This is a genomic window from Actinacidiphila rubida, assembly GCF_900110255.1.
GTDB classification, from domain to species: Bacteria; Actinomycetota; Actinomycetes; order Streptomycetales; family Streptomycetaceae; genus Actinacidiphila; species Actinacidiphila rubida.
The window spans coordinates 99,038-117,770 of sequence record NZ_FODD01000010.1 but is presented as its reverse complement, the minus strand read 5'-3'; the positions used below and the strand labels follow the sequence as shown (position 1 = coordinate 117,770).

Annotated in this window: 20 protein-coding genes; 9 read left to right on the top strand and 11 right to left on the bottom strand. The window is 73.5% G+C overall.

The window, feature by feature from the left end; all coding sequences use genetic code 11:
• Positions 1-20: 20 nt before the first annotated feature.
• The 4 genes from BMW99_RS12415 to BMW99_RS12400 all read left to right on the top strand — a co-directional run bounded on the left by BMW99_RS12415 (position 21) and on the right by BMW99_RS12400 (position 3,969).
• Positions 21-299, top strand: coding sequence for a hypothetical protein (locus tag BMW99_RS12415; protein WP_069463300.1), 279 nt, complete (start codon positions 21-23; stop codon positions 297-299).
• A gap of 61 nt (positions 300-360) precedes the next feature.
• Complete coding sequence (locus BMW99_RS12410) at positions 361-2,046, top strand: serine/threonine-protein kinase (protein ID WP_075016789.1); 1,686 nt, start codon at positions 361-363, stop codon at positions 2,044-2,046.
• A gap of 57 nt (positions 2,047-2,103) precedes the next feature.
• Positions 2,104-2,382 carry a hypothetical protein gene (locus BMW99_RS12405; protein WP_069465021.1) on the top strand — a complete coding sequence of 93 codons (279 nt, stop codon included), beginning with the start codon at positions 2,104-2,106 and terminating at the stop codon, positions 2,380-2,382.
• A gap of 18 nt (positions 2,383-2,400) precedes the next feature.
• Entirely contained in the window at positions 2,401-3,969 is a 1,569-nt protein-coding gene (locus BMW99_RS12400) for a hypothetical protein (protein ID WP_069465022.1), read from the top strand.
• Positions 3,970-4,049: 80 nt separating this feature from the next.
• On the opposite strand, the gene BMW99_RS12395 is transcribed toward BMW99_RS12400, so the two are convergent.
• Positions 4,050-5,159 carry a helix-turn-helix transcriptional regulator gene (locus tag BMW99_RS12395; RefSeq protein ID WP_141726248.1) on the bottom strand — a complete coding sequence of 370 codons (1,110 nt, stop codon included), beginning with the start codon at positions 5,157-5,159 and terminating at the stop codon, positions 4,050-4,052.
• A 412-nt stretch (positions 5,160-5,571) separates the two neighbouring features.
• Here BMW99_RS12395 and BMW99_RS12390 point away from each other — a divergent pair, with 412 nt between their 5' ends.
• Entirely contained in the window at positions 5,572-6,513 is a 942-nt protein-coding gene (locus BMW99_RS12390; RefSeq protein ID WP_075016788.1) for a helix-turn-helix domain-containing protein, read from the top strand.
• Here the strand turns inward: BMW99_RS12390 and BMW99_RS12385 are convergent.
• Positions 6,497-7,003 carry a peptidoglycan-binding domain-containing protein gene (locus tag BMW99_RS12385; protein ID WP_075016787.1) on the bottom strand — a complete coding sequence of 169 codons (507 nt, stop codon included), beginning with the start codon at positions 7,001-7,003 and terminating at the stop codon, positions 6,497-6,499. The genes BMW99_RS12390 and BMW99_RS12385 overlap by 17 nt on opposite strands.
• Positions 7,004-7,035: 32 nt before the next feature.
• On the opposite strand from BMW99_RS12385, the gene BMW99_RS12380 reads away from it, so the two are divergent.
• A complete protein-coding gene (locus BMW99_RS12380) occupies positions 7,036-8,169 on the top strand; it encodes a helix-turn-helix domain-containing protein (protein WP_079176024.1) in 1,134 nt (377 codons plus the stop codon).
• Between the two features lie 75 nt (positions 8,170-8,244).
• Here the strand turns inward: BMW99_RS12380 and BMW99_RS12375 are convergent, their stop codons facing one another.
• Together BMW99_RS12375 and BMW99_RS12370 are read right to left on the bottom strand one after the other, a co-directional pair.
• Positions 8,245-8,697, bottom strand: a complete 453-nt coding sequence (locus tag BMW99_RS12375) for a hypothetical protein (RefSeq protein WP_069467699.1) — start codon at positions 8,695-8,697, stop codon at positions 8,245-8,247.
• 148 nt (positions 8,698-8,845) lie between these two features.
• Positions 8,846-9,853: a hypothetical protein gene (locus BMW99_RS12370; protein ID WP_075016785.1), complete on the bottom strand. Its 1,008-nt coding sequence runs from the start codon at positions 9,851-9,853 to the stop codon at positions 8,846-8,848.
• Between the two features lie 647 nt (positions 9,854-10,500).
• Here BMW99_RS12370 and BMW99_RS12365 point away from each other — a divergent pair.
• Both BMW99_RS12365 and BMW99_RS12360 read left to right on the top strand, forming a co-directional pair.
• Positions 10,501-10,989, top strand: coding sequence for a hypothetical protein (locus BMW99_RS12365; RefSeq protein WP_079176023.1), 489 nt, complete (start codon positions 10,501-10,503; stop codon positions 10,987-10,989).
• A gap of 202 nt (positions 10,990-11,191) precedes the next feature.
• Entirely contained in the window at positions 11,192-13,153 is a 1,962-nt protein-coding gene (locus tag BMW99_RS12360) for a LamG-like jellyroll fold domain-containing protein (RefSeq protein ID WP_069467152.1), read from the top strand.
• 93 nt (positions 13,154-13,246) lie between these two features.
• Here the strand turns inward: BMW99_RS12360 and BMW99_RS12355 are convergent, their stop codons facing one another.
• Positions 13,247-13,633, bottom strand: coding sequence for a hypothetical protein (locus tag BMW99_RS12355; RefSeq protein ID WP_075016784.1), 387 nt, complete (start codon positions 13,631-13,633; stop codon positions 13,247-13,249).
• A gap of 147 nt (positions 13,634-13,780) precedes the next feature.
• Here BMW99_RS12355 and BMW99_RS12350 point away from each other — a divergent pair, with 147 nt between their 5' ends.
• Positions 13,781-14,050 carry a hypothetical protein gene (locus BMW99_RS12350; RefSeq protein ID WP_069467757.1) on the top strand — a complete coding sequence of 90 codons (270 nt, stop codon included), beginning with the start codon at positions 13,781-13,783 and terminating at the stop codon, positions 14,048-14,050.
• Between the two features lie 82 nt (positions 14,051-14,132).
• Here the strand turns inward: BMW99_RS12350 and BMW99_RS12345 are convergent, their stop codons facing one another.
• The 6 genes from BMW99_RS12345 to BMW99_RS12320 all read right to left on the bottom strand — a co-directional run bounded on the left by BMW99_RS12345 (position 14,133) and on the right by BMW99_RS12320 (position 18,728).
• Positions 14,133-14,738: a GNAT family N-acetyltransferase gene (locus BMW99_RS12345; protein ID WP_245791405.1), complete on the bottom strand. Its 606-nt coding sequence runs from the start codon at positions 14,736-14,738 to the stop codon at positions 14,133-14,135.
• A 42-nt stretch (positions 14,739-14,780) separates the two neighbouring features.
• Positions 14,781-15,710, bottom strand: coding sequence for an alpha/beta hydrolase (locus BMW99_RS12340; protein WP_075016816.1), 930 nt, complete (start codon positions 15,708-15,710; stop codon positions 14,781-14,783).
• A 103-nt stretch (positions 15,711-15,813) separates the two neighbouring features.
• Entirely contained in the window at positions 15,814-16,542 is a 729-nt protein-coding gene (locus BMW99_RS12335) for a TetR/AcrR family transcriptional regulator (RefSeq protein WP_218159302.1), read from the bottom strand.
• Between the two features lie 434 nt (positions 16,543-16,976).
• The gene (locus BMW99_RS12330) at positions 16,977-17,351 is read right to left on the bottom strand and encodes a fluoride efflux transporter FluC (protein WP_069466075.1); all 375 of its coding nucleotides are present in this window, start codon (positions 17,349-17,351) and stop codon (positions 16,977-16,979) included.
• A complete protein-coding gene (locus BMW99_RS12325; RefSeq protein ID WP_069466076.1) occupies positions 17,348-17,863 on the bottom strand; it encodes a fluoride efflux transporter FluC in 516 nt (171 codons plus the stop codon). The genes BMW99_RS12330 and BMW99_RS12325 overlap by 4 nt, the downstream gene beginning before the upstream one ends.
• Positions 17,864-17,900: 37 nt before the next feature.
• A complete protein-coding gene (locus BMW99_RS12320) occupies positions 17,901-18,728 on the bottom strand; it encodes an alpha/beta fold hydrolase (RefSeq protein WP_069466077.1) in 828 nt (275 codons plus the stop codon).
• Positions 18,729-18,733 lie beyond the last annotated feature (5 nt).

Below are 18,733 nucleotides of genomic sequence, written 5' to 3'. Positions count from 1 at the left end.
GGCCTGCGAAAGGAACAGCGATGGCGACCGTGAAGTCCACGGACCTGGCCCACCAGGAGGCCGGGAAGATGATGAGCCTCATCACCAACCAGCTGCCGGGGCTCATCCAGCAGCTCAACAGCCACGGGCAGACGCTGAGCGACCCCAACCAGTGGGACGGTCCGCTGGCGCAGCGGTTCAGGGGCGAGGTGTGGCCGCAGGCCCGGGGCGACCTCGACAAGATGAGGGCGTCGCTGGAACACCTGCAGCAGCAGGTCCAGAAGATCCTCACCAACATCTCGCAGGCGGGCGGCGCGTAACCCGCGAGCAGGCCGGGCGAAGAACCGGGACCAAGAACTCCGAGAGGACCCAGGACACCGCATGTCCGAGACGAACCCCGCCGCTTCCGGTGCCGGTCAGCCGATCGGAGGCGAGCTGTCCGAGGACGACCTCGCGCTGCTGGGCGCCGCGCCGCTGCGCCGGTCCGACCCGGCCGCCATCGGCCCCTACCGGGTGCTCGCCCGGCTGGGCGGCGGCGGGATGGGGCGGCTGTACCTCGGGCGGGACGCGGACATCGAGGGCACGTACGGGGCGGCGTCGCTGGTGGCCGTCAAGGTGATCCGCTCGGAGTACGCGGAGGACGAGCGGTTCCGCCGCCGCTTCGAGCGCGAGGTCGAGGCGGTGCGCCGGGTGCACGGCGCGTACACCGCCGAACTGCTGGACTCCGGCTACGACCGGGACGAGTTGCTCTGGATGGCGACCGCCTTCGTGCCCGGGCTGAGCCTTGCCGACGCCGTCGTGCGGTGCGGGTCGCTGCCCGCGCCGGTCGTCTGGCGGCTGGGGCACCAGATCGCCCAGGCGCTCACCGCGATCGCCGCCGTCGGCATCGTCCACCGGGACCTCAAACCGTCCAACGTCCTGCTGGGCCCGGACGGGGCGCGCCTCATCGACTTCGGCGTCGCGCACACCGCCGACGCCAGCTCGCTCACCATGACCGGTCAGCACCTGGGCACGCCCGCGTTCATGTCGCCGGAACAGGCCGAGGGACGCGACGTGGGCACGGCCTCGGACGTGTTCTCCCTCGGCTCGGTCCTCGCCGTGGCCGTCACGGGCTCAGGGCCCTTCGGCGAGGGCACCACCGGCGATGTCGTCCACCGCATCATCTACGCCCCGCCCAGCGCCCAGGTCCTCGCCGATGCCGCCCGCCGCGACGTGGACCTCGCCGCACTGGTCGGCCGCTGCCTGGACAAGGACCCGCGGCAGCGGCCGACTCCGCAGGACGTCGTCGAGACCACCGGCGGGCACGCCGGCGACCCCGGGTGGCCCGCCACGATCGCCGACACCATCGCGGCCCGTGCCGGCTGGACGGGCACGGCCCAGGCGGTCGAGCCCATGGAGCAGTTGACGATCCTGCGGCGCACCAGGCCGGAGGAACCGGCGGACCGGCCGGCCCGTCGGCGCCGCTGGCCGCTGGCCGTCGCGGCGGCGGTCGCGGTCGCGGTCGCCGGTGCCGCCGTGGCGCTGGCGGCCTCCGGCGGCGGCGCGAGCGGACAGCGGGCCGCGTCCGGGCCCACCGGCACCCACCCCGCCGCTGCGGCCACGACGTCCGCCCGCACTCCGGCCATGACCAGGACGCCGACGCCCCGGCCCACGAAGGGCGCGACGGCCGTCGTCACCGTCACGGTCCCGGGCGTCCCCGGGAACGGCACGACCGGTGGCCACGCACCGGCCCCGCCGCCCGACCTGCCGCCCGACCCGCCGCCGGCCGCCCCGACGACCACCGCCGCGCCGACCACGAAGCCCGCCCCGCCGCCCGCCACCACCCCGGCCTGGAAGCGCTGCACCTACTACTCCGGCACCGCGCTCACCCGCTTCGGCCAGAAGAACTCCCGGGTCAAGGAGGTCCAGTGCATCCTGAGGGCCCGGGGCTACAACATCGGCCCCGCCGGCGTGGACGGCGACTTCGGCGCCGACACCCTGACCGAGGTCAAGAAGTTCCAGAGCGCCCACCACCTCACGGTCGACGGCGAGGTCGGCACCCAAACCTGGTCCGAGCTGCGGTCGTGAACCTCCCGCCCGGCGGGGACCCACTCGTCACCGACCTCTACCGGATGGAGCGGCGATATGGCCGAGACCACGCCACCGCGAGCGGCCTACTGGCTCGATCAGCAACTGACACAGCTCATCGCCAAGCTGGACGTCTTCATCCGTCTGCGGACCGACCAGAGGAAGGCGCTGCTCGGCCATCCGCACAGCGACAACTGGCAGGGGGCGAAGCGGCGGAATTTCGACACCACGTTCAAGCAGCAGCACGACGCGCTGGTCGCTCTCAAGACGGCGGCGGCCTCCCTCCAGAAATCGGTCGCCCAGGTCCTGGCCGACGACCGGAAACCCCATCACTGAGGAGAAAGTGCCCCGTCCATGGTGTCGGCGATTCCTGAGAACCTCATCAAGTACTCCGCGACGTGCACCGCGGCCGCCCAGGAGCTCCAGAACTGGGTCAGGAGCGTGCTGACCCCCGCGCTGCTGGCCTACCAGAACACCGGTCAGCCCTGCGTCGATCTGGACGGTGAGGTCGCGGTGGCGATCTCCCGGGCCTACTACACCGACCGGGACGTCCACGACGTCGCGCGCGCGTTCCAGGCCACGCAGCACGGCGGCGCGTTGGGTCCCGGCGGTCTGGTCAGGGCGCACGAATCGGACGTCGACACCGCCTACACCCAGCTGCTGGCGCAGAACCAGGCGAAGATGAGGGCAGGCGCCGCGCTGGCCGCCAGGCTCACGCCGCTTCAGGACCTCGGTGACCGCGACAACCCCGACGCCGCCCGGCCGATCGTGGAGGAACTGGCCAAGCACGCCAACGACCCGTATTTCTGCGCGGGGTTCTTCAACGCGCTGACCCTTCAACCGCTTCTCACCACGGTTCTGGCACTCGGCGGCATCCCGGCTCTGATCAGTGCGTACTCCAGCGGGGCCGTCAGTCCGCACACCACGGCGATGGTCGCGGCGCGGATCGGCATCCCGGCGGTGGTCGGCGGTCCCGAAAGCCCGACCAGCCCCTTCTACCGGATGACCAGTGAGCAGAAGGCTCAGTTGCTCGACGCCCTCGCCGCCAACCCGTCGGCGGCCTACCACTTCGCCAAGGCCCTGACGCCGGCCGAGGTGCGCGAGATGTTCTACGGGGACCGGCAGTACAGCGGCAAGGTGATGGCCGTCCTCCAGACCGCGATGAACTGCGAGCGCTCTCCGCAGGCCGCCCGCGAGCTCATGCACAAGGTGTCCCTCGGGCTGTTCGGGAGCGGAGCGCCGAAGCTCTCCAACAGTGACTGGAAGTCGCTGATCGGCCCGGTCCGCGCCTTCTACGGCACGGGCATGCTGAACAGCGTCCCGGCGCCGACCGACTTCTCGCGCGACGGCCTGGAGGAGTGGGAGCACATCGCGGGCGCGCAGAACGGCGAGGACCTGGCGCTCTTCCTCAAAGCGCTGCATGACTCCCAGCCCGATGACGCACTCGTCAAGAGCATGGTCCAGGGCGGTTACGTGAACGCGGTCTTCCTTCTCGCCGGTCCCCTGGAACCGGAGGCATGGGGCGCCAAGATCGCGTTCTCAGCGGCCCTGGGCACCGTGCAGAGCGTGGTCTCGGCGAACGACCCGATCATCGAGAACCTCGGTCTGTCGGCAGGCAGGTATCCCGACACCGACGGGATGAACGAGAAACTCGCCCTCGGGGGTTTCGCCCAGACCCTCACCCTGCTCGCCATGCGGAACCAGCTCCGCGACCCCTCGAACCACCTGGTCCACCTCACCGGTGACCAGGCAACGGACCGCAACACCCTGCGCGAGGTGCTCAGCGGAGATCTGACCAGGTACACCGTCGGCGGCACGGACGGGGCGCGTGTCTCGGAACTCCTGGACGCGTACAAGTCCCAGGAACTGGAAGCGGGGTTCAAGGCCATCACCAGTCCGCACTACTCGCCTCCGTACGAGTGAGCGCCATGCCACGCGCAGGGTGGGCGAGGAGCGTCCAGGCCGGAACCCGCACGCTTCACCACGGCTGTGCGGCAGGGGTGTCAGGGCCGCCGGCCGGGACGCAGGCGCTCGGTGCGGAAGGCGCCCGGGGTGACGCCGTAGGCGGACTTGAAGGTGCGGTTGAAGACCGCGGGGTCGCGGAAACCCCAGCGTCGCCCGATCTCGCAGACGCCGCGGCCGGCGTGCGCCGGATCGGACAGTTCGGCCCGGCAGTGCTCCAGGCGGCGTTCCCGCAGGAACGCTCCGACGGTGCGGCCGTCCCGCTGGAAAAGGTGGTGCAGGTAGCGCACCGAGATGTGCGCGGCCGCGGCAATCGCGGTCGGCGACAGGTCAGGATCGCCGAGGTGCCGTTCGATGTGCGTCTTGATCTCCCGCAGCAGCACATCGGTGGCCGACGGGGTGAACTCGGCTGCGGCGGAGAGCGGTTGAGGGCCAGAAGTGTCCTGCGGTGACCCGGTCTCGCTGTCGAGGAAGGCGGTCACGAGGTTGACCGCGGCGGAGCCGAGCCAGCCACCGTGCCGGACCTCGGGGGCGGGCGTGTGGGCGGCGAGGGCGTGGACGAACGACGCCAGGAGGGCCGCGGGGCCCGAACCGGTGGGGACGGGACGGCCGGACAGGTCCCGCAGCGCCTCACCGGTCACCGCCAGCGCGGCCTCGGGAAGGTGCAGGACCAGCGCGTGGGCCGGGGGGCCGGCGGCCGTGCAGGCGGACAGGTGCAGCGGCTCGGTGGGCGCCGCGGGCTCCCACAGCATCACGCTGCCGGACTCCAGCCGGACGACCCGCCGTTCGGGTTCGACGACGAGAGGCCCGCGGGTCGCGAAGACCAGGTGCCAGGTCCGCGGCACGCCCTCCGCGTACGGGCCCGCGACCTCCGTCGCGCCGGGCCGCGCCGGCGGTTCGACCAGCGACAGCCGCACCGGCCAGAGGTCGATGTGCCGGCGATCCGCCGGGTGGCCCGCCGTCCGCGTGACCAGCGGGGCGGCGCTGGTGCCCTCCGGAACCGCCGGGCGTTCGGTGCCCCGGGGGCGGCGCCTCGCACGCATGCCCGGCCGTCTCACCGCGGGCGGCCTGCGCCGCTTGCCCGTCGTGGTCGCCGAAGCGTTCGCTGTCTCGCGCTCGTCCGCGCCGGACGAGCCCCCATCGGCCGTCATGTGCTGTGCTCCCCGCCGTTTCCCCGTGCCGTGCATGAAGTGGTGCGCGCCCGCGGCCGCTTCCCCGGGCGGTGCTCGCGGCCTCGCGCGAAGCCGCATTCGTGGCGCCGCACCTCGGCGGCCGGTCCCGGTCCCGGTTCCTGGCCGAGTGCACCAGCGTCCGCGGCCCCCAGGACCGCCGAGGCGACCGCCCCTCCCGGCGGGACGTTCCGCGCACGGGTCCTGGTGGGGCCGTGGCGCTGGTGCCGGTTCCGAGTCTGGAGCGGGCGGGCGGCACGGGCCAGCGTCTGGCGCCCGATGCCTCATTCCGGGGACGGAATGCTCGCTGACCTGCGCGAACGCCTGACGGTCGGGCGTCGGAACGGGACACCTGTGGGACAGTTGGGACGCCGGAGAAGGGGAGGGCGCCGACGTGGGACGCTGGCAGCCGCTACGGGCCGACCTTCCGCCGGAGGCGGCCCGGCTGGTACGCGAGCTGCGGCAGTACGTGGACCGCTGCGAGCTGAACAGCGCGGCCCTCGCCGCCAGGACCGGGTACAGCCGCAGCTCCTGGCTGCGCTACCTCAGCGGCCGGCGGCTGCCGCCCTGGCCGGCGGTCGCGGGCCTGGGACGCCTGGCCCAGGCGGACGCCGAACACCTGCGCGTGCTCTGGGAGTCGGCGGCCGACGTCTGGACGCGCGAGAGCGCGGCCGGTGGCACCGACCCCCCGCCGGACGGCACGGACCTCCCCGGCGACCACCCGGCCGACGACACCGACCGCCCGCCCGGCCCTTCCCGGCCGGCACGCGCGGCCGGCCCCGCACCCGCCGCGCCACCGCCCCGGACCGGCCGCACGCGGGACCGCAAGGGAGCGTTGACCGCCGCCGGCGCGGCCTGCGCGCTGCTGGCCGCCGTGCTGCTCGCCGGGCCGTGGGACGACGGCGCCGGAACCGGTGCGCCGGCGGGCGCGCCCTCCGGCGCGCCGGCCTGGCCGTGGGACCTGCGCGACGCGGGGGACCAGGCGGCCGCCGGGTGCCGGGCGGGCGGCTGCCGGAACCTGGACCCGTACCGCGAGAAGTGCGACCGCGACAGTGTCGCCGTCCACCGCATGCGCGCCTACGGGCACGTGCTGAGCCTGCGGTACAGCCCGTCCTGCCGGGCGAGTTGGGCCGAGGTCGACGCCCCGGCGGGGACGACCGGGCTGCGGATCGCGACGACCGGCGGCGACGAGCGGCCGGCCGCGGCGGGCGGTGCGTACACGACCATGGTGGGCAGCGGGCCGGACGCGACGCGGGCCACCGTCGTCGTCCGCGGCCACCAGCTCGGCGTCGCGCGCTACGACAGCTGGGTCGACGACGTCAGCGGCAGTGCGTGAGCGTGACGATGTCCGTGCGCAGCCGGTGGAACCGGCCACCGTCGTACACCTCGTAGGTTCCGTCGCCGTCCAACCGCAGGGGGAGGCCGTGGCGTTCGCCGAGGTAGGCCATCCACCGGCCGGCGGGGGCGATGCGTTCGGCCGCGACGCCCCACGTGGCCGGCCCGACGATCCCGTCCGGGCTCAGCTGGTGGTTGTTCTGCCAGATGCGGGTGGCGGCGGCGGTCGCCTCGTCGTAGGCGCAGGTGACGGACGACGGCGCGGCGTACCCGTCGGCCCACAGCACGCTCTGCCACAGGCCGACCAGGTCGCTCGGCGGGGTGCCGCCGACCGTCAGCTGCCCGGCGGTGGTGAGGCCGGCGGCGACGAGTTCGCCGTGGAGCCCGCTCGGCCGATGGTCCGGCGCGGCCCCGGCGCCCGCGCACACCGCTCCCAGCAGCACCACGGACAGCGACGCACGTCGCAGCCCTTGCGACCGTCGCACCGTCATGATGTCAACTCTGCTTCATTCCAGGGTCGGTTGTGCGCAATCATCGCTACCAGCTGTACGGCACGCCATACTTGGGGACTCGACATGGAGAACGATGTGCACGATCGCCGGAGGCGTGCGTGACTGGACGCAAACCGTTACCCGACGGTCTCGCCTCGGACGTCCGGCGTCTTGTGCTCGAATTACGGGTGTTGACGGACCGCACCGGGCTCAGCCTGTCGGCTCTCGCCCACCGCACCCCGTACAGCAAGTCGTCCTGGGAACGGTATCTCAACGGCAAGGCCCTGCCGCCGCAGCACGCGGTGACGTCGCTCGGCAAGCTCGCCGAAGCCGACCCGGCTCGGCTCAACGCATTGTGGGACCTGGCGAACAGTGCGTGGCGCGAGGGCGAGGCACCCGGGGCGGGCGGGGCGGGAACCGGGGTGAGCACCTCAGCCGCGTCCGCGCCCACTGCCCCACCGGCGGCCACACCGGCGGCCGCACCGGCCGGCCGGCCCGAACCGCCCGTCGCCGAACGCCTTCCCGCGGGCCGGCGCTTCGGTGACCGGCTCCACGGTGACCGGCGGCTCCTGTGGGCGGCCGCGGTGATGCTCGCCCTGGTCACCGCCGGAGTGTCGGCCGCTGCCCTGGCGGGCGCGTTCAGCCGCTCCTCCGGCGGGCGCGACGGCAAGGACGGCGCGGCGGCGGACTCGCCGACCCGGCAGGTCGACGTCAGCTGCTTCGCGCAGAGCTGCGAGGGCATGAACCCCAGGGACGCCGGCTGCGGCGACGTGTGGACGTCCGCGAAGAAGAGGTTCGACGGGGTGTACGTGGAGCTGCGCTACAGCGACGCCTGCAAGGCCGCCTGGTCCCGCATCAGTTGGGGTGTCCCCGGTGATGTCGCCCAGGTCGTCGGCACGGACGGCCGGTCGTACCGGCGGAAGGTCACCTACGACACCGACACGTTCAGCGACATGGTCGCCGCGTCCAGTCCCTCGACGGCCAGGGCCTGCGTCGTGCTGACGTCCGGACGCCAGGCCTGCACCGAATGGGGCGGCACCCATCACCTCACCGAGGTACCCAACCCACCCGCGTCCATGCTCACCCCCACGCCGTCACCGTCGGGTTCGCCGTCACCGTCGGGTTCGCCGGCCGCCACGAACGACGCCTCTTCGACGCGCAGTTGACCCGGCTCCGCCCCCAGGCGTGTGTGGACCTGCCGGGCCGGGGAGGCGCGAGCCCCCGACCGTGGCGGGCCGCGGTCAGATCCGCGCCTGGCCCATCACCGCCAGGCAGAACCGGTGCAGCGACTCCTCGGGGCCGTGGCGGAACCGTTTGAACGCCTTTCCCAGCGGGTTCCACACCCGCCCGTCGGGGGTCCGCACCCCGAACGGCCGCCCGAAGAAGCACTGCTGGGCCTCGTCGAAGTCCACCCACTGGGCACCCGCCGCCTTCACCAGCACCTCGCCCGTGTAGGCGCCGAACCCGAGCAGGACGCCCGCGACCTTCTCGTACGGCGTGTTCTGCCGGCGGGCGCTCTCGACGATCCGGTCGACCAGCACCAGGCTGCGCACCGAGTAGTCGAGCCGGACGCCACGGTCGCCACGGGCCGGGCCCGTGGCGACGAGGGCGACGGCCTCCGCCGCCCACCGCGGTCCGTCCTGCCGGCCGCCCTGGACCCTGCCACTCCCCGAAGGCTGCGCACCGGCCGTCATGACATCCCCCCTCTGCCGCTGCCACCGGCCGCGGCGTCCCGGAACCGCGCCTCTCGAAGGTCCCACCAAGGGAGCGCTGTCCGGCACGAAACCGTCACACCCTCCGCACAGCTCCCTCGGCGGCCGGCGGGGGCCCGCCGGCCGCCGTTCAGAGGAGGACGGCGCTCAGGAGGGTGGGCCGGGTGGGCCGGGTGCGGGTCCACAGGTCGCGGGTGGTGGCGGTCCTGGCGGCCAGCACGGTGCGCCGCAGGGCCGCCCTGTCGTCGGCGGCCTGCGCGGTGGCGGCCCGGTGCGTGCGGGGCCAGACGCCCCCGGTGACGGTGATGGTCAGTCCCGAACGCTGCAGCACGTACCCGACGGCGTCGTCCGGGTCGCCGCGGTACCAGAGGCCGGGCGCCTCCTGGACGCAGTCCAGCGTCTCCGTCCGGGTCCCGTCGCCGTCGGCCGTCAGCACCGGCCCGCACGGGTCGGCATGTCCCGGCCGTACCGTCTCCGCGGCCAGCCATGCGTCGGAAGGGCCGACGGGAGCGCTGAACATCGCCGTCAGCGTGTGCCCGTCCCAGACGTACCGGTCCTGGCGCATCCCCGGAAAGGAGACGACCTGGGCCAGTGACCGGGAGGGGATCCCGCTGGTCCGCACCCACTCCCGCTCGGCCACCTGCTGCTGGAGCGCGCGGACGGGAGCCGCGAGTGCCAGGAGGGCGGCGAGGCCCACCGCCGCCGTCACCACCGCTCTCCGCGAGCGCAGGAGGACCGCGGCCGCCACCAGCAGCGCGGGCGCGGCGTACAGCAGGCAGCTCAGCAGTCCCCAGCGGAACGGCAGCAGCCGGTCCAGCGCCACCATGGCCGCCAGGTCGGCCGCGAACGCCGCGGCCAGTACCGCCTTCGGCCGGCCCGGCCAGGCCCGCCGCATCGCGCGCAGGCCTGCCGCCAGGACGGGGACGGCCAGCAGCAGCCCGACGCCCGCCACGGCCACGGCCTCGATCTCCCGTGTCCGGTCCGACGCTCCGGCTCCCACCCACAGGGACAGGCCGGCGACGGGCAGGGCGGCGGCGACCGTTCCGGCGAGTCCCAGCAGCGTCACTCCACGCCAACCCACCGGTGCGGACCGGTTCATGTCCCCGGCACCGGGGGAACCCGCGTACGTGATCGTCATCTCCTCACAACGCTGAACCCGAGCGGGAACGGCCCAGTGGGTGGGGGCCGTTCGTGCTCAGAAGGTGGTGCTGCCCCGGACGTCGAGGTCCTGGGCGTACCCGTCGGTGTACAGCCGTGCCAGGTCCTTCCGCGGAATCAGACGACCGGGGCCGACATGGTCACGCGGCTCGCCTCCGGCCACGTTGCCCCAGTTGTGGCGCTTGAAAACGTCCAGGGCATCGGGCGGAGCCCGCGGCGGCGCATTGGTCGCACGGCCTGGAAACACCCGCGGCACGACCACGGACGCCCGACCGATCCGGGATTCAAGGTTTTCCCCGAGCTCGAGGTCAACCAGCCGCCCACCTCAATTGATTAGCCGTCAAATCGGGCACGGGAAGTACACAGCGTCACACCACCTGCGGCATTGGCCGGATTTGAGGCACATTCAGGGCCACCGTCAGGTGATCTCCATTGAACCAGGCATTGCCAAACCTTGACCTGAGTTCGGACATTTGCACCGGAACTCCGCGCTCCGTTCTCCCCCGCGGAACACCGCACAGGACCCGGGATTCTCCGTTTCGGCGTTCACCACTGCCGGAAGTCACACCCGGCGGGTATAAACAACCGGGCATCTCGCGACTACTGTTCGGCAGGAAAGGACATTCCTTGACCCTCGCGAATACCGGCCGGCCGGCCGAATCCGGAGAGGCCGCCACCGGCGGCGTCCCACCCGAGGCCGGGACCGTTCCGCGTCGGCGGCCTTCGATCGGCGCCGGCGCCGCCGTCGGCACGATCCTCGCCGTCGCCACCGCGGGCGCCGTCTGGCTGACGCTGCCGCACGGCGACCCGCACCCCGGCCATGGCACCGCCGCCCGCCCCACCGTTCCCGTCGGTTACGCCGTCACCGGCAGCGGCACCGCACGGATCACCTACACCCGGCCCGACGGCACGAGCCGCAGCCTCAGCGTCCGCCTGCCCTGGCAGCAGACGGCGGAGCTGGCGGCGAAGGGCCCGGCCAGCGTCGCCGTCGTCCTGGGACCGGAGGGCGGTCACGCGACCTGCGCGCTCACCCTCCACGGCACGGCGGTTCAGCACGCCACCGCCTACGGCGCCTACGGCCGCGCCACCTGCACCAGCGCGGCGCCCGCGCCGTGACCGCGAGGTCGACCGCCGGGCCCGCGACCGCCCCCGGCAGTCGCTGTCCGCGCACGGGTGACGCCCCGCCGTCCACAGTTGGGCGGGTGCTCCGGCCCTGGTCAGCCACTCGATCCCTGTTCGTCATCCCCTGTCTGCCCAGGTCTGGACCCTTCCGGGTTAGCTTCGTTGCGTTTGACACCACCACCCCGGAAGGACCCCCATGTGCACGCACGGTGACACGCCGTCACACGATCACAGCGGGCAGAGCAGGCGCGGCTTTCTGCGGAACGCGGCACTGGCCGGCGCGGGAGCCGCGGCGATCGGCGTCGGCGCGCCCGCCCTCGGCGTGACGCCCGCGGCCGCCGCCGCTGCCGCCGACACCGCGCAGAGCGGCAAGACCGGCCCGTGGCGGCCGGACGCCACCGCGCTCCAGTTCACCCTGGCCGTCATGCCCGACACGCAGTTCCTCTACTGGGGCAGCCAGGACAGCGTCAACCGGACGCCGCAGGAGGAGTCGTTCCGCTACATCATCAACAACAGCGGAACGCCCGACAACAACATCGTCTTCATGGTGCACCTCGGTGACCTGACCGAGGACGCGGACCCGTCGTCCTTCGAGGAGGTCGACAAGGCCTTCGCGATGCTGGACGCGCACGGCGCGGGCTACAGCGTGCTGGCCGGCAACCACGACGTGAGCGGCGACGACAGCCGCGGTGACACGCCGTACCTGCGGACCATGGGCCCGCAGCGGTTCAAGCGCGCCAAGACGTTCGCCGGCGCCGACCCGACCGGTTACAACACCGCGCACATCTTCCAGGCCGCCGGCATGTCCTGGCTGGTGCTGGCCCTCGACTGGCGGACCAGCGACCAGGGCTTCGCGTGGGCCAACGAGGTCATCAAGGCGAACCCGAAGATGCCGGTGATCCTCACGTCCCACGACATCGTGGCTTCGCCGTACGATGACAACGTTTTCCCTTACGAGTCCGGCGACCCCGAGAACAACGCCGTGCTCTCCGGCTACGGGCAGACGGTCTGGGACAAGCTGATCAAGGACAACGACCAGGTCTTCCTGACCCTCAACGGCCACTACTGGCCGCCCGGGCGCATGACCTCGAAGAACGACGCCGGCAACGACGTCCACATGCACATCACGAACTACCAGAACCGGTACTTCGGCGGTGGCGGCATGATCCGGCTGTACCACTTCGACCTGGTGCGCAACACGATCGACGTCGAGACGATCAACCCGTGGATCCTGGCGCAGGCGCCGGAGTCCCGCACCAAGCTGGCCGCCGAGCACGCCCGGATCACCGGCCCGGTCGACAACTTCTCCGTGCCGATCGACTTCGACGAGCGGTTCGCCGGCTTCCGCCCGATCCCGGTCCGTCCCTCCCGCCCGGCCGCCAAGGAACTGGTCAAGGGCACGCTCGCGTACTGGCGTTTCGACGGTCAGGGCGCACCCGGGAGCGCGCTCGCCGCGGGCCGGACGATCCGCGACCTGTCCGGCAAGGGCAACGACCTGACGGTGGTGACGACGCCGGGCACCGCGGCCGACGCGCTCACCTGGTCCACCGACCACCACCCGGACCAGCCGGGCCACGCGAGCCTGAAGTTCGTGGGCGGCCGCAACCCGCTGCACGGCGCGTACCTGACGACGGGCGCCAACGCCCCGCTGAACGCGGAGACGTTCAGGTCCGGCTACACCATCGAGACGTTCGTCTCCATGCCGCTCGACTGGGACGCGGGCAACAACGGCTGGGCGTCGATCCTCAGCCGCCGCGGCTCCGCCGGGTCCGCGGGCAAGCAGGGCAAGAACACCGACCCGAACGAGCCGGTGGTCCAGTTCGCCATCTCGAACAACGGCCGCGAGCCGCAGTTCAACCACTACCCGCTCAACGACACGTACCCGACGACCAACTGGGGTCACGGGCTGGTGGAGCTCAAGTGGTGGCACCTGGCCGTGGTCAACGACGGCCGCTACACCAAGCTGTACGTCGAGGGCGCTCCGGTCGCCGACAACCCGAACCGCGTGTCCGTCGGCCTCACCTCGCTCGGCCTGCCCTGGCTGGTGGGCGGCCACGAGTACGCGGGCAAGACCGACATCGTCTTCCACGGCAACATCGGTGACATCCGGATCGTGAACCGGCCTCTGTCTCTCGGCGAGTTCCTCACCGCCGAGTAGCGCCGAGCGGGGCATCCCCCGCCGGCCGTCCCGCGCCTGCCGTCTCCGGCCCACCCCGCTGGAGGCGGCAGGCGTGCGGAGGGTGAGCTCCGTTCATCCGTGGCCGCCGCCCCCGTGACCGCCACCGCCGTCGAAGCCCCCGTGACCGCCGTGGCCGCCGCCGTGCCCGATCGAGCCGCCGCCTCCGTCGGGCCCCAAGCCGTGCCCGTGTCCCTGGCCGTGGCCGTGTCCGTGCCCGTGCCCGTGGTGGGAGCGCCCGGAAGGGCTGCCGGAGTCGCCGAGGCCGTCGAGCCCGTCCGGGGTGTCGGGCACGAAGGGCCCACGCCCGCCGCCGCCGCGGCCCCCCGGCCCGCCGCGTCCGCCGCGTCCGCCGCGTCCGCGGCCCGCACGTACCGCGGCGACGACGATCACCACCGCCAGCACGACGACGATCGCCGCGATCACCCAGACGAACCCGGTCGCCGTGTCGTCCCTCTGCATGCGTTCCTCCCCCTGCCGTCACCGTGTCGCACGCCCAGCATCGGGTGGCGTGGCCGTCGATGTCACGTCGTTTGAGGAAGGCGAGAGCATCGTGGCCGGAGGCCTTCGCCCGGCCGGAGTGTCAGTGGGCGCTGAGAGGCTGGTGGCATGGATGCCCGGTGGATGATGCGGCGCGTGTACGGCGCCGACCATGACGACCCCGATCCCGGACCGCGGCCGGACCACGCCTACGTGGAGCTGGCGGGCGGCCCTCTGGACGGGCTGCTGCTGGACGTGACGGGCCGTCCCGACGACGACCTGGCGGACGGCGCCGCGCTGCTGACGGAGATCGGCGCCTACGGGGCGGGCGGCCGGGCCTGGTACCGGGCCCGGCCCGGTGACCGGCGGGTGTGGCAGTGGGAGGGCGACACCCCTTGAACGGCGGGGCCCCCGGCCGCCGTCCGTGCCGCGGTGTCCCGAACCGTCCCCGCGCGTCGGGTTCCGGGCCTGCGCGGTCCGGTCACGCGCGCGGCGGGTCCGCGCGCAGCAGCCAGCCCTCGCCGCCGGCGAACTCGACCCCCTGGAAGGACGCGCCCGGCCGCTCGCGGCGGAACCCGAGGTCGCGGTGGAGGTCGAGCGAGGCGCCGTTGCGCGCGGAGACGAAGCACCACACCGCCGCGTCTCGTTCCCGGATCCAGTCCATGCGCCGCCGGGTCAGCAGTGTCGCGATGCCGCGGCGCCGCCAGTCTGGGTCCACGGTGACGCCGGTGAGGTAGTAGCCGGCCGGGGCTCGGTCGACGGGATGCTCGGGGAGGAACTCGGCGTTCGCGTATCCGACGGCCTCACCGGCGATCTTCGCCGTGACGACCAGGCTCTGCCGGCGGCCGAGTGCCCGCCGGATGCTGTCGGCCCAGTCGCCCGCGGCGCCGCCGCGCGCCCGGGCCTGGAGCTCGCCGAGCACGGGGACGTCCTCCTCGGTGGCCTCGGCGAGCACGGCGGACACCGGGTCCGGCCGTGCGTCCGGCCGTGCGTCCGGCCGTGGCGCATACGCGGCGAACCGCAGTTCCCTTCCGGCCATGCCGTCCTCCCCTTCGCCGATGCGATCCCCCGCAGGGTAGTGCGGCATGACGGGAACGGTGTCGGCGGGCGGGGGGCGGGCGGGCCGGGGTCAGGCGAGAGGGGCCGCGTCGGCGGCGGGCAAGTGGGCTCGGAGGAAGGAGAGTTCGGCGGCGAGTGCCTGCTCGTGGGCGCCGAGGAAGGGCGCGTAGTGGCCCCCGGGGAGGTGCACGACGTCCCCGTGCGGGGCCCTGCGTGCCGCCGCTGCCGCGGGGCCCGGCGCCGCCGTCGCGTCCTGGTCGCAGACGACGACGAGGAGCGGGCACGGGATGCGCGCGGCGTACCGCCCGGGCTGGTAGAGGGCCAGGGCGACACCCGTCCTGGCGGCGACCTCCTGGCGCCACTCGGGGTAGCGGCCACCGGGGTTGAGGGCGGGACCGGTGTCCGCGGCGTCGGGTGTCGTGATCAGGGCGACCTCGCCTGGCCGGCCGTTGAGCGGTACGAGCAGCGGCGCCCGCCCGACGAGCCCGCCGAGCGCGTCGAGCACACCGCGCGCGGTGAACCGCAGCATGGCCAGGGGCTTCTGATGCCGCGTCGTGTGGCGGGTGGCGGCGAAACCGCCGACGTTCGGCGTCTGCGCGACCACCGCGGCCGGCGGCACCGCGTCGTCGCGGGTCTCGGCGGCCACCCGCAGCACGTGCCCGCCGGACGCGGAGAACGCCCAGAGGGCGATCCTCGCGGGATCGACGCCGGGCAGGGTGCGGGCGAAGGCGAGGGCCGCGTGCCAGTCGGCGCGCTGCCGCCGCATCGGCAGCACCTGGCGGGGCCGGCCGCCGCTCTCGCCGATGCCGCGGTAGTCGAAGGCGAGGACGCCGAGTCCCGCCTCCTGGAAACGGCGGGCGAACTGGTCGGTGCCGGGTTCCTTGGTCACCGCGAGGCCGCCGGCCATGATCACGCAGGACCCGTCGGTCCCCGGGTAGTACCAGGCGGCGCACTCGTCGCGGCCGCTGGTGAATCGGACGTTCTCGCGTTCCATGGACATGCGCACGCCTGCCTTCACGCGGATCGGCGGGACCCTTCCGGCCTCCCCCTCTTCTCAAGTGAACCACGTGGTTCGCAACGTGTCACGCCGCCCCCTCCCCTGCCTACGCCCCGCCCTGGGCGCCGTCGGCGGCCTCCTCGCGGTCCAGCGCGCGGACCAGCGCCTCGAGCCCCGCGGCGACTCCGGCGTCGTCGCCGCTGGCCGACCGTTCCAGCAGGAAGCCGCGCAGGGTCGCCAGGATCATCTCGGCGACCTCGACCCGCCGTTGCCCGGTCCACCGCTGCGGGCAGACGGACATCAGGAAGGGCAGGTACTGCCCGGAGGCGTGCCGGCTGAGGTCGCCGTAGCGCGCGCGGTCGTACATGGCCAGGCCCATCGCCTGGTCGAGGACGAGGGACAGGCCCGGCTCCTCCTCGACCAGGACGCGCCACACCTCGCGGACCCGGTCGCCGAGCGACCGCTCGGGCGGGCCCGCGACCGCCGCGAGCGCGTTCGCGATGCGCCGGTCGCGGAGCCCTCCGACGGCCTGCCGCAGCAGGTCCTCCACCCCGTCGAAGTGGTAGAGCAGCACCTTGTGGGTGGTGCCCGCGGCCCGGGCGGCCCGCCGCAGGGAGAAGTCCACCAGGCCGTTGGCGGCGAGGTCGTCGGTGACGCGTTCGAGCAGGTCCTTCTTCCGTGCCTCGCCGCGCGGCGACCCCGCCGAACGCCGGTAGCCGGCGCCGCCGGCCTCGGCGTCGGACGCGTCCGCCCCACCGCCGCCCCGCCGCCGGCCCTCGCTCTCGCCCTGGCCTTCGCCCTCCGGCGACCCGTCGCCAGTGGTGCCGTCGTTCACCGCGGAAGCATCCAACGTTCGTCCGTCCTCGCGCACCGGTCAGTGCCGCCGACCCTACGGTCTGCCGGGTGGATCTCCGTGGGTGAAGGAGCGGTGTCCGGTGCGGTGCGGCTGCGAGACGGAGGAGGGAGGCGACGCGGAGCGTCGTCGACCGACGGGAACGCGTCGGCGGATGTGCGTGCCGGACGCCGCGACGCCACGGATATCCACACGACAGACCGCAGGCCCTGCCGGTCCGCCCCGCCGGAGCGGCGGCCGCCGGACCGGACCGGCCCGTGCCGCCCGTCCCGGACCCTCGACGCACTGACGCGCAGCCTCCGCCACCCCGCCCGCCCCGGGCGGCCGCGACCGGACCGCACGCCGTGGAGATCCTCCGGCGCTCCCGCCGGCCGTTTCGTGCGGCGTCCCCCTGCCACCGCAGGGCACGGCGGGGTTCAGCCCCAGACCTGGCGGCCGACGGCCGTGCCGGCCCAGGCGAGGAGCACGCCGGCGGCGACGGACGCGGCGAGGTAGGCCGCCGCCAGAAGCGTCATGCGGGCGCGGACGAAGCCGGTCGTCTCCCAGGCGAGCGTGGACCACGTGGACAGTGCCCCGCAGAAGCCTGTGGCGAGGAGCGACTGGATCCACGCCTGCGGCAGCCGCATCTCCAGCGCGATGCCCAGCAGCAGGCTCGCGGCCATGTTGACGGCGAACGTGCCGGCCGGGAAGGGCCGCGCTCCCGAGGACTTGGCCAGCACGCCGGCCCAGTAGCGCACGGGCGAGGCGACCGCGGCGCCCAGCGCCAGCCAGCCCCAGTCGGGGCCGGTCACGGGGCGTCGCCGCGGGTCCGGCCGTGAAGCAGCCACGCGGTCAGCGCCCGGCCGCCCGCGCAGGCGGCGAGCGCTCCGGCGACCGTCCCGGCGGCGTAGAGCAGGCCGGTGCCGGCGTGGCCGTCGCCCAGCAGCCGCTGGGTGTCGGCCGCGAAGGACGAGAAGGTGGTGAAGCCGCCGAGGAACCCGCTGCCCAGCACCGGGCCGCCCCACATCGGCGCGCGCCTCACCCGGTGCAGCGCCGCCATCAGCACGCCCATGGCGCCGCACCCGGCGATGTTCACGCCGAAGGTGATCCAGGGGAAGCCGGTGGCGGGGTCCGTGCCCAGCTCCCCCACTCCGGCGCGCGCGATCGCGCCCGCCATGCCGCCCCCGGCGACCAGCGCGGTCATCCACAGCGCGTGCAGCCCGGCGGTGCGCGGGCGGCAGAACAGCCGGGGGAAGAGCGCCGGGCGGCCGGCCGCGGGCACGACCGCCTCGGCGGCGTCGGCGGTCTCTACGGCGTCGGCCATGGGCGCGCCGGCCTCCTGGGAGCGGTACGGGCAGGCGTCAGGCGGCGAGGAACTCCAGGAGGTCCTGGTGGAACATCTCCTTGAACGGCGCGACGGCCATCAGGCCGTGCGGTGCGCCCGGGTACACCTTCAGCACGGAGTCCTTGACGAGCTTCACCGACTTCTCGCCCGCCGCGACGATCGGCACGATCTGGTCGTCGTCGCCGTGGATGATCAGCGTGGGGACGGCGATGCGCTTGAGGTCCTCGGTGAGGTCGGTCTCGGAGAACGCCTTGACGCAGTCGTACGCGCCCTTGATGCCGACCGTCATGCTCCACAGCCAGAACATGTCCCGGACGCCCTGCGAGACCTTGTTGCCCTTGCGGTTGGCGCCGTAGAAGGCCTCGCTGAGGTCCTGGTAGAACTGCGACCGGTCGGTGGCGACGCCCTTGCGGATCTCGTCGAACACCTCGATCGGCAGGCCCTCGGGGTTGCTGTCGGTCTTGAGCATCAGCGGCGGGATCGCGCTGAGCATCAGCAGCTTCGACACCCGGGGCGCGCCACGCCCGGCGGCGCACCGCGCCACCTCGCCGCCGCCGGTGGAGTGGCCGACGAGCACGACGTCCTTGAGGTCCAGGTGCTCCAGCAGTTGCGCGAGGTCGTCCGCGTAGGTGTCGAGGTCGTTGCCGTCCCACGTCTGGCCCGAGCGACCGCCGCCCCTGCGGTCGTGCGCGATGGCGCGGTAGCCGTGGTCGGCCACCAGCTGCAGCTGGTCGTCCCACGCGTCGGCGTTGAGCGGCCAGCCGTGGCTGAAGACGACGGGACGGCCGCTTCCCCAGTCCTTGTAGAAGATCTCGGTGCCGTCAGAGGTGGTGAACGTTGCCATGGGTG

Coding starts and splice junctions, on each gene's coding strand:
- BMW99_RS12415 (WP_069463300.1), top strand. CDS start 21: ATGGCGACCGTGAAGTCCACGGACCTGGCCCACCAGGAGGCCGGGAAG.
- BMW99_RS12410 (WP_075016789.1), top strand. CDS start 361: ATGTCCGAGACGAACCCCGCCGCTTCCGGTGCCGGTCAGCCGATCGGA.
- BMW99_RS12405 (WP_069465021.1), top strand. CDS start 2,104: ATGGCCGAGACCACGCCACCGCGAGCGGCCTACTGGCTCGATCAGCAA.
- BMW99_RS12400 (WP_069465022.1), top strand. CDS start 2,401: ATGGTGTCGGCGATTCCTGAGAACCTCATCAAGTACTCCGCGACGTGC.
- BMW99_RS12395 (WP_141726248.1), bottom strand. CDS start 5,159: ATGACGGCCGATGGGGGCTCGTCCGGCGCGGACGAGCGCGAGACAGCG.
- BMW99_RS12385 (WP_075016787.1), bottom strand. CDS start 7,003: ATGACGGTGCGACGGTCGCAAGGGCTGCGACGTGCGTCGCTGTCCGTG.
- BMW99_RS12375 (WP_069467699.1), bottom strand. CDS start 8,697: ATGACGGCCGGTGCGCAGCCTTCGGGGAGTGGCAGGGTCCAGGGCGGC.
- BMW99_RS12370 (WP_075016785.1), bottom strand. CDS start 9,853: ATGACGATCACGTACGCGGGTTCCCCCGGTGCCGGGGACATGAACCGG.
- BMW99_RS12360 (WP_069467152.1), top strand. CDS start 11,192: ATGTGCACGCACGGTGACACGCCGTCACACGATCACAGCGGGCAGAGC.
- BMW99_RS12355 (WP_075016784.1), bottom strand. CDS start 13,633: ATGCAGAGGGACGACACGGCGACCGGGTTCGTCTGGGTGATCGCGGCG.
- BMW99_RS12350 (WP_069467757.1), top strand. CDS start 13,781: ATGGATGCCCGGTGGATGATGCGGCGCGTGTACGGCGCCGACCATGAC.
- BMW99_RS12345 (WP_245791405.1), bottom strand. CDS start 14,738: ATGCCGCACTACCCTGCGGGGGATCGCATCGGCGAAGGGGAGGACGGC.
- BMW99_RS12340 (WP_075016816.1), bottom strand. CDS start 15,710: ATGTCCATGGAACGCGAGAACGTCCGATTCACCAGCGGCCGCGACGAG.
- BMW99_RS12325 (WP_069466076.1), bottom strand. CDS start 17,863: ATGGCCGACGCCGTAGAGACCGCCGACGCCGCCGAGGCGGTCGTGCCC.
- BMW99_RS12320 (WP_069466077.1), bottom strand. CDS start 18,728: ATGGCAACGTTCACCACCTCTGACGGCACCGAGATCTTCTACAAGGAC.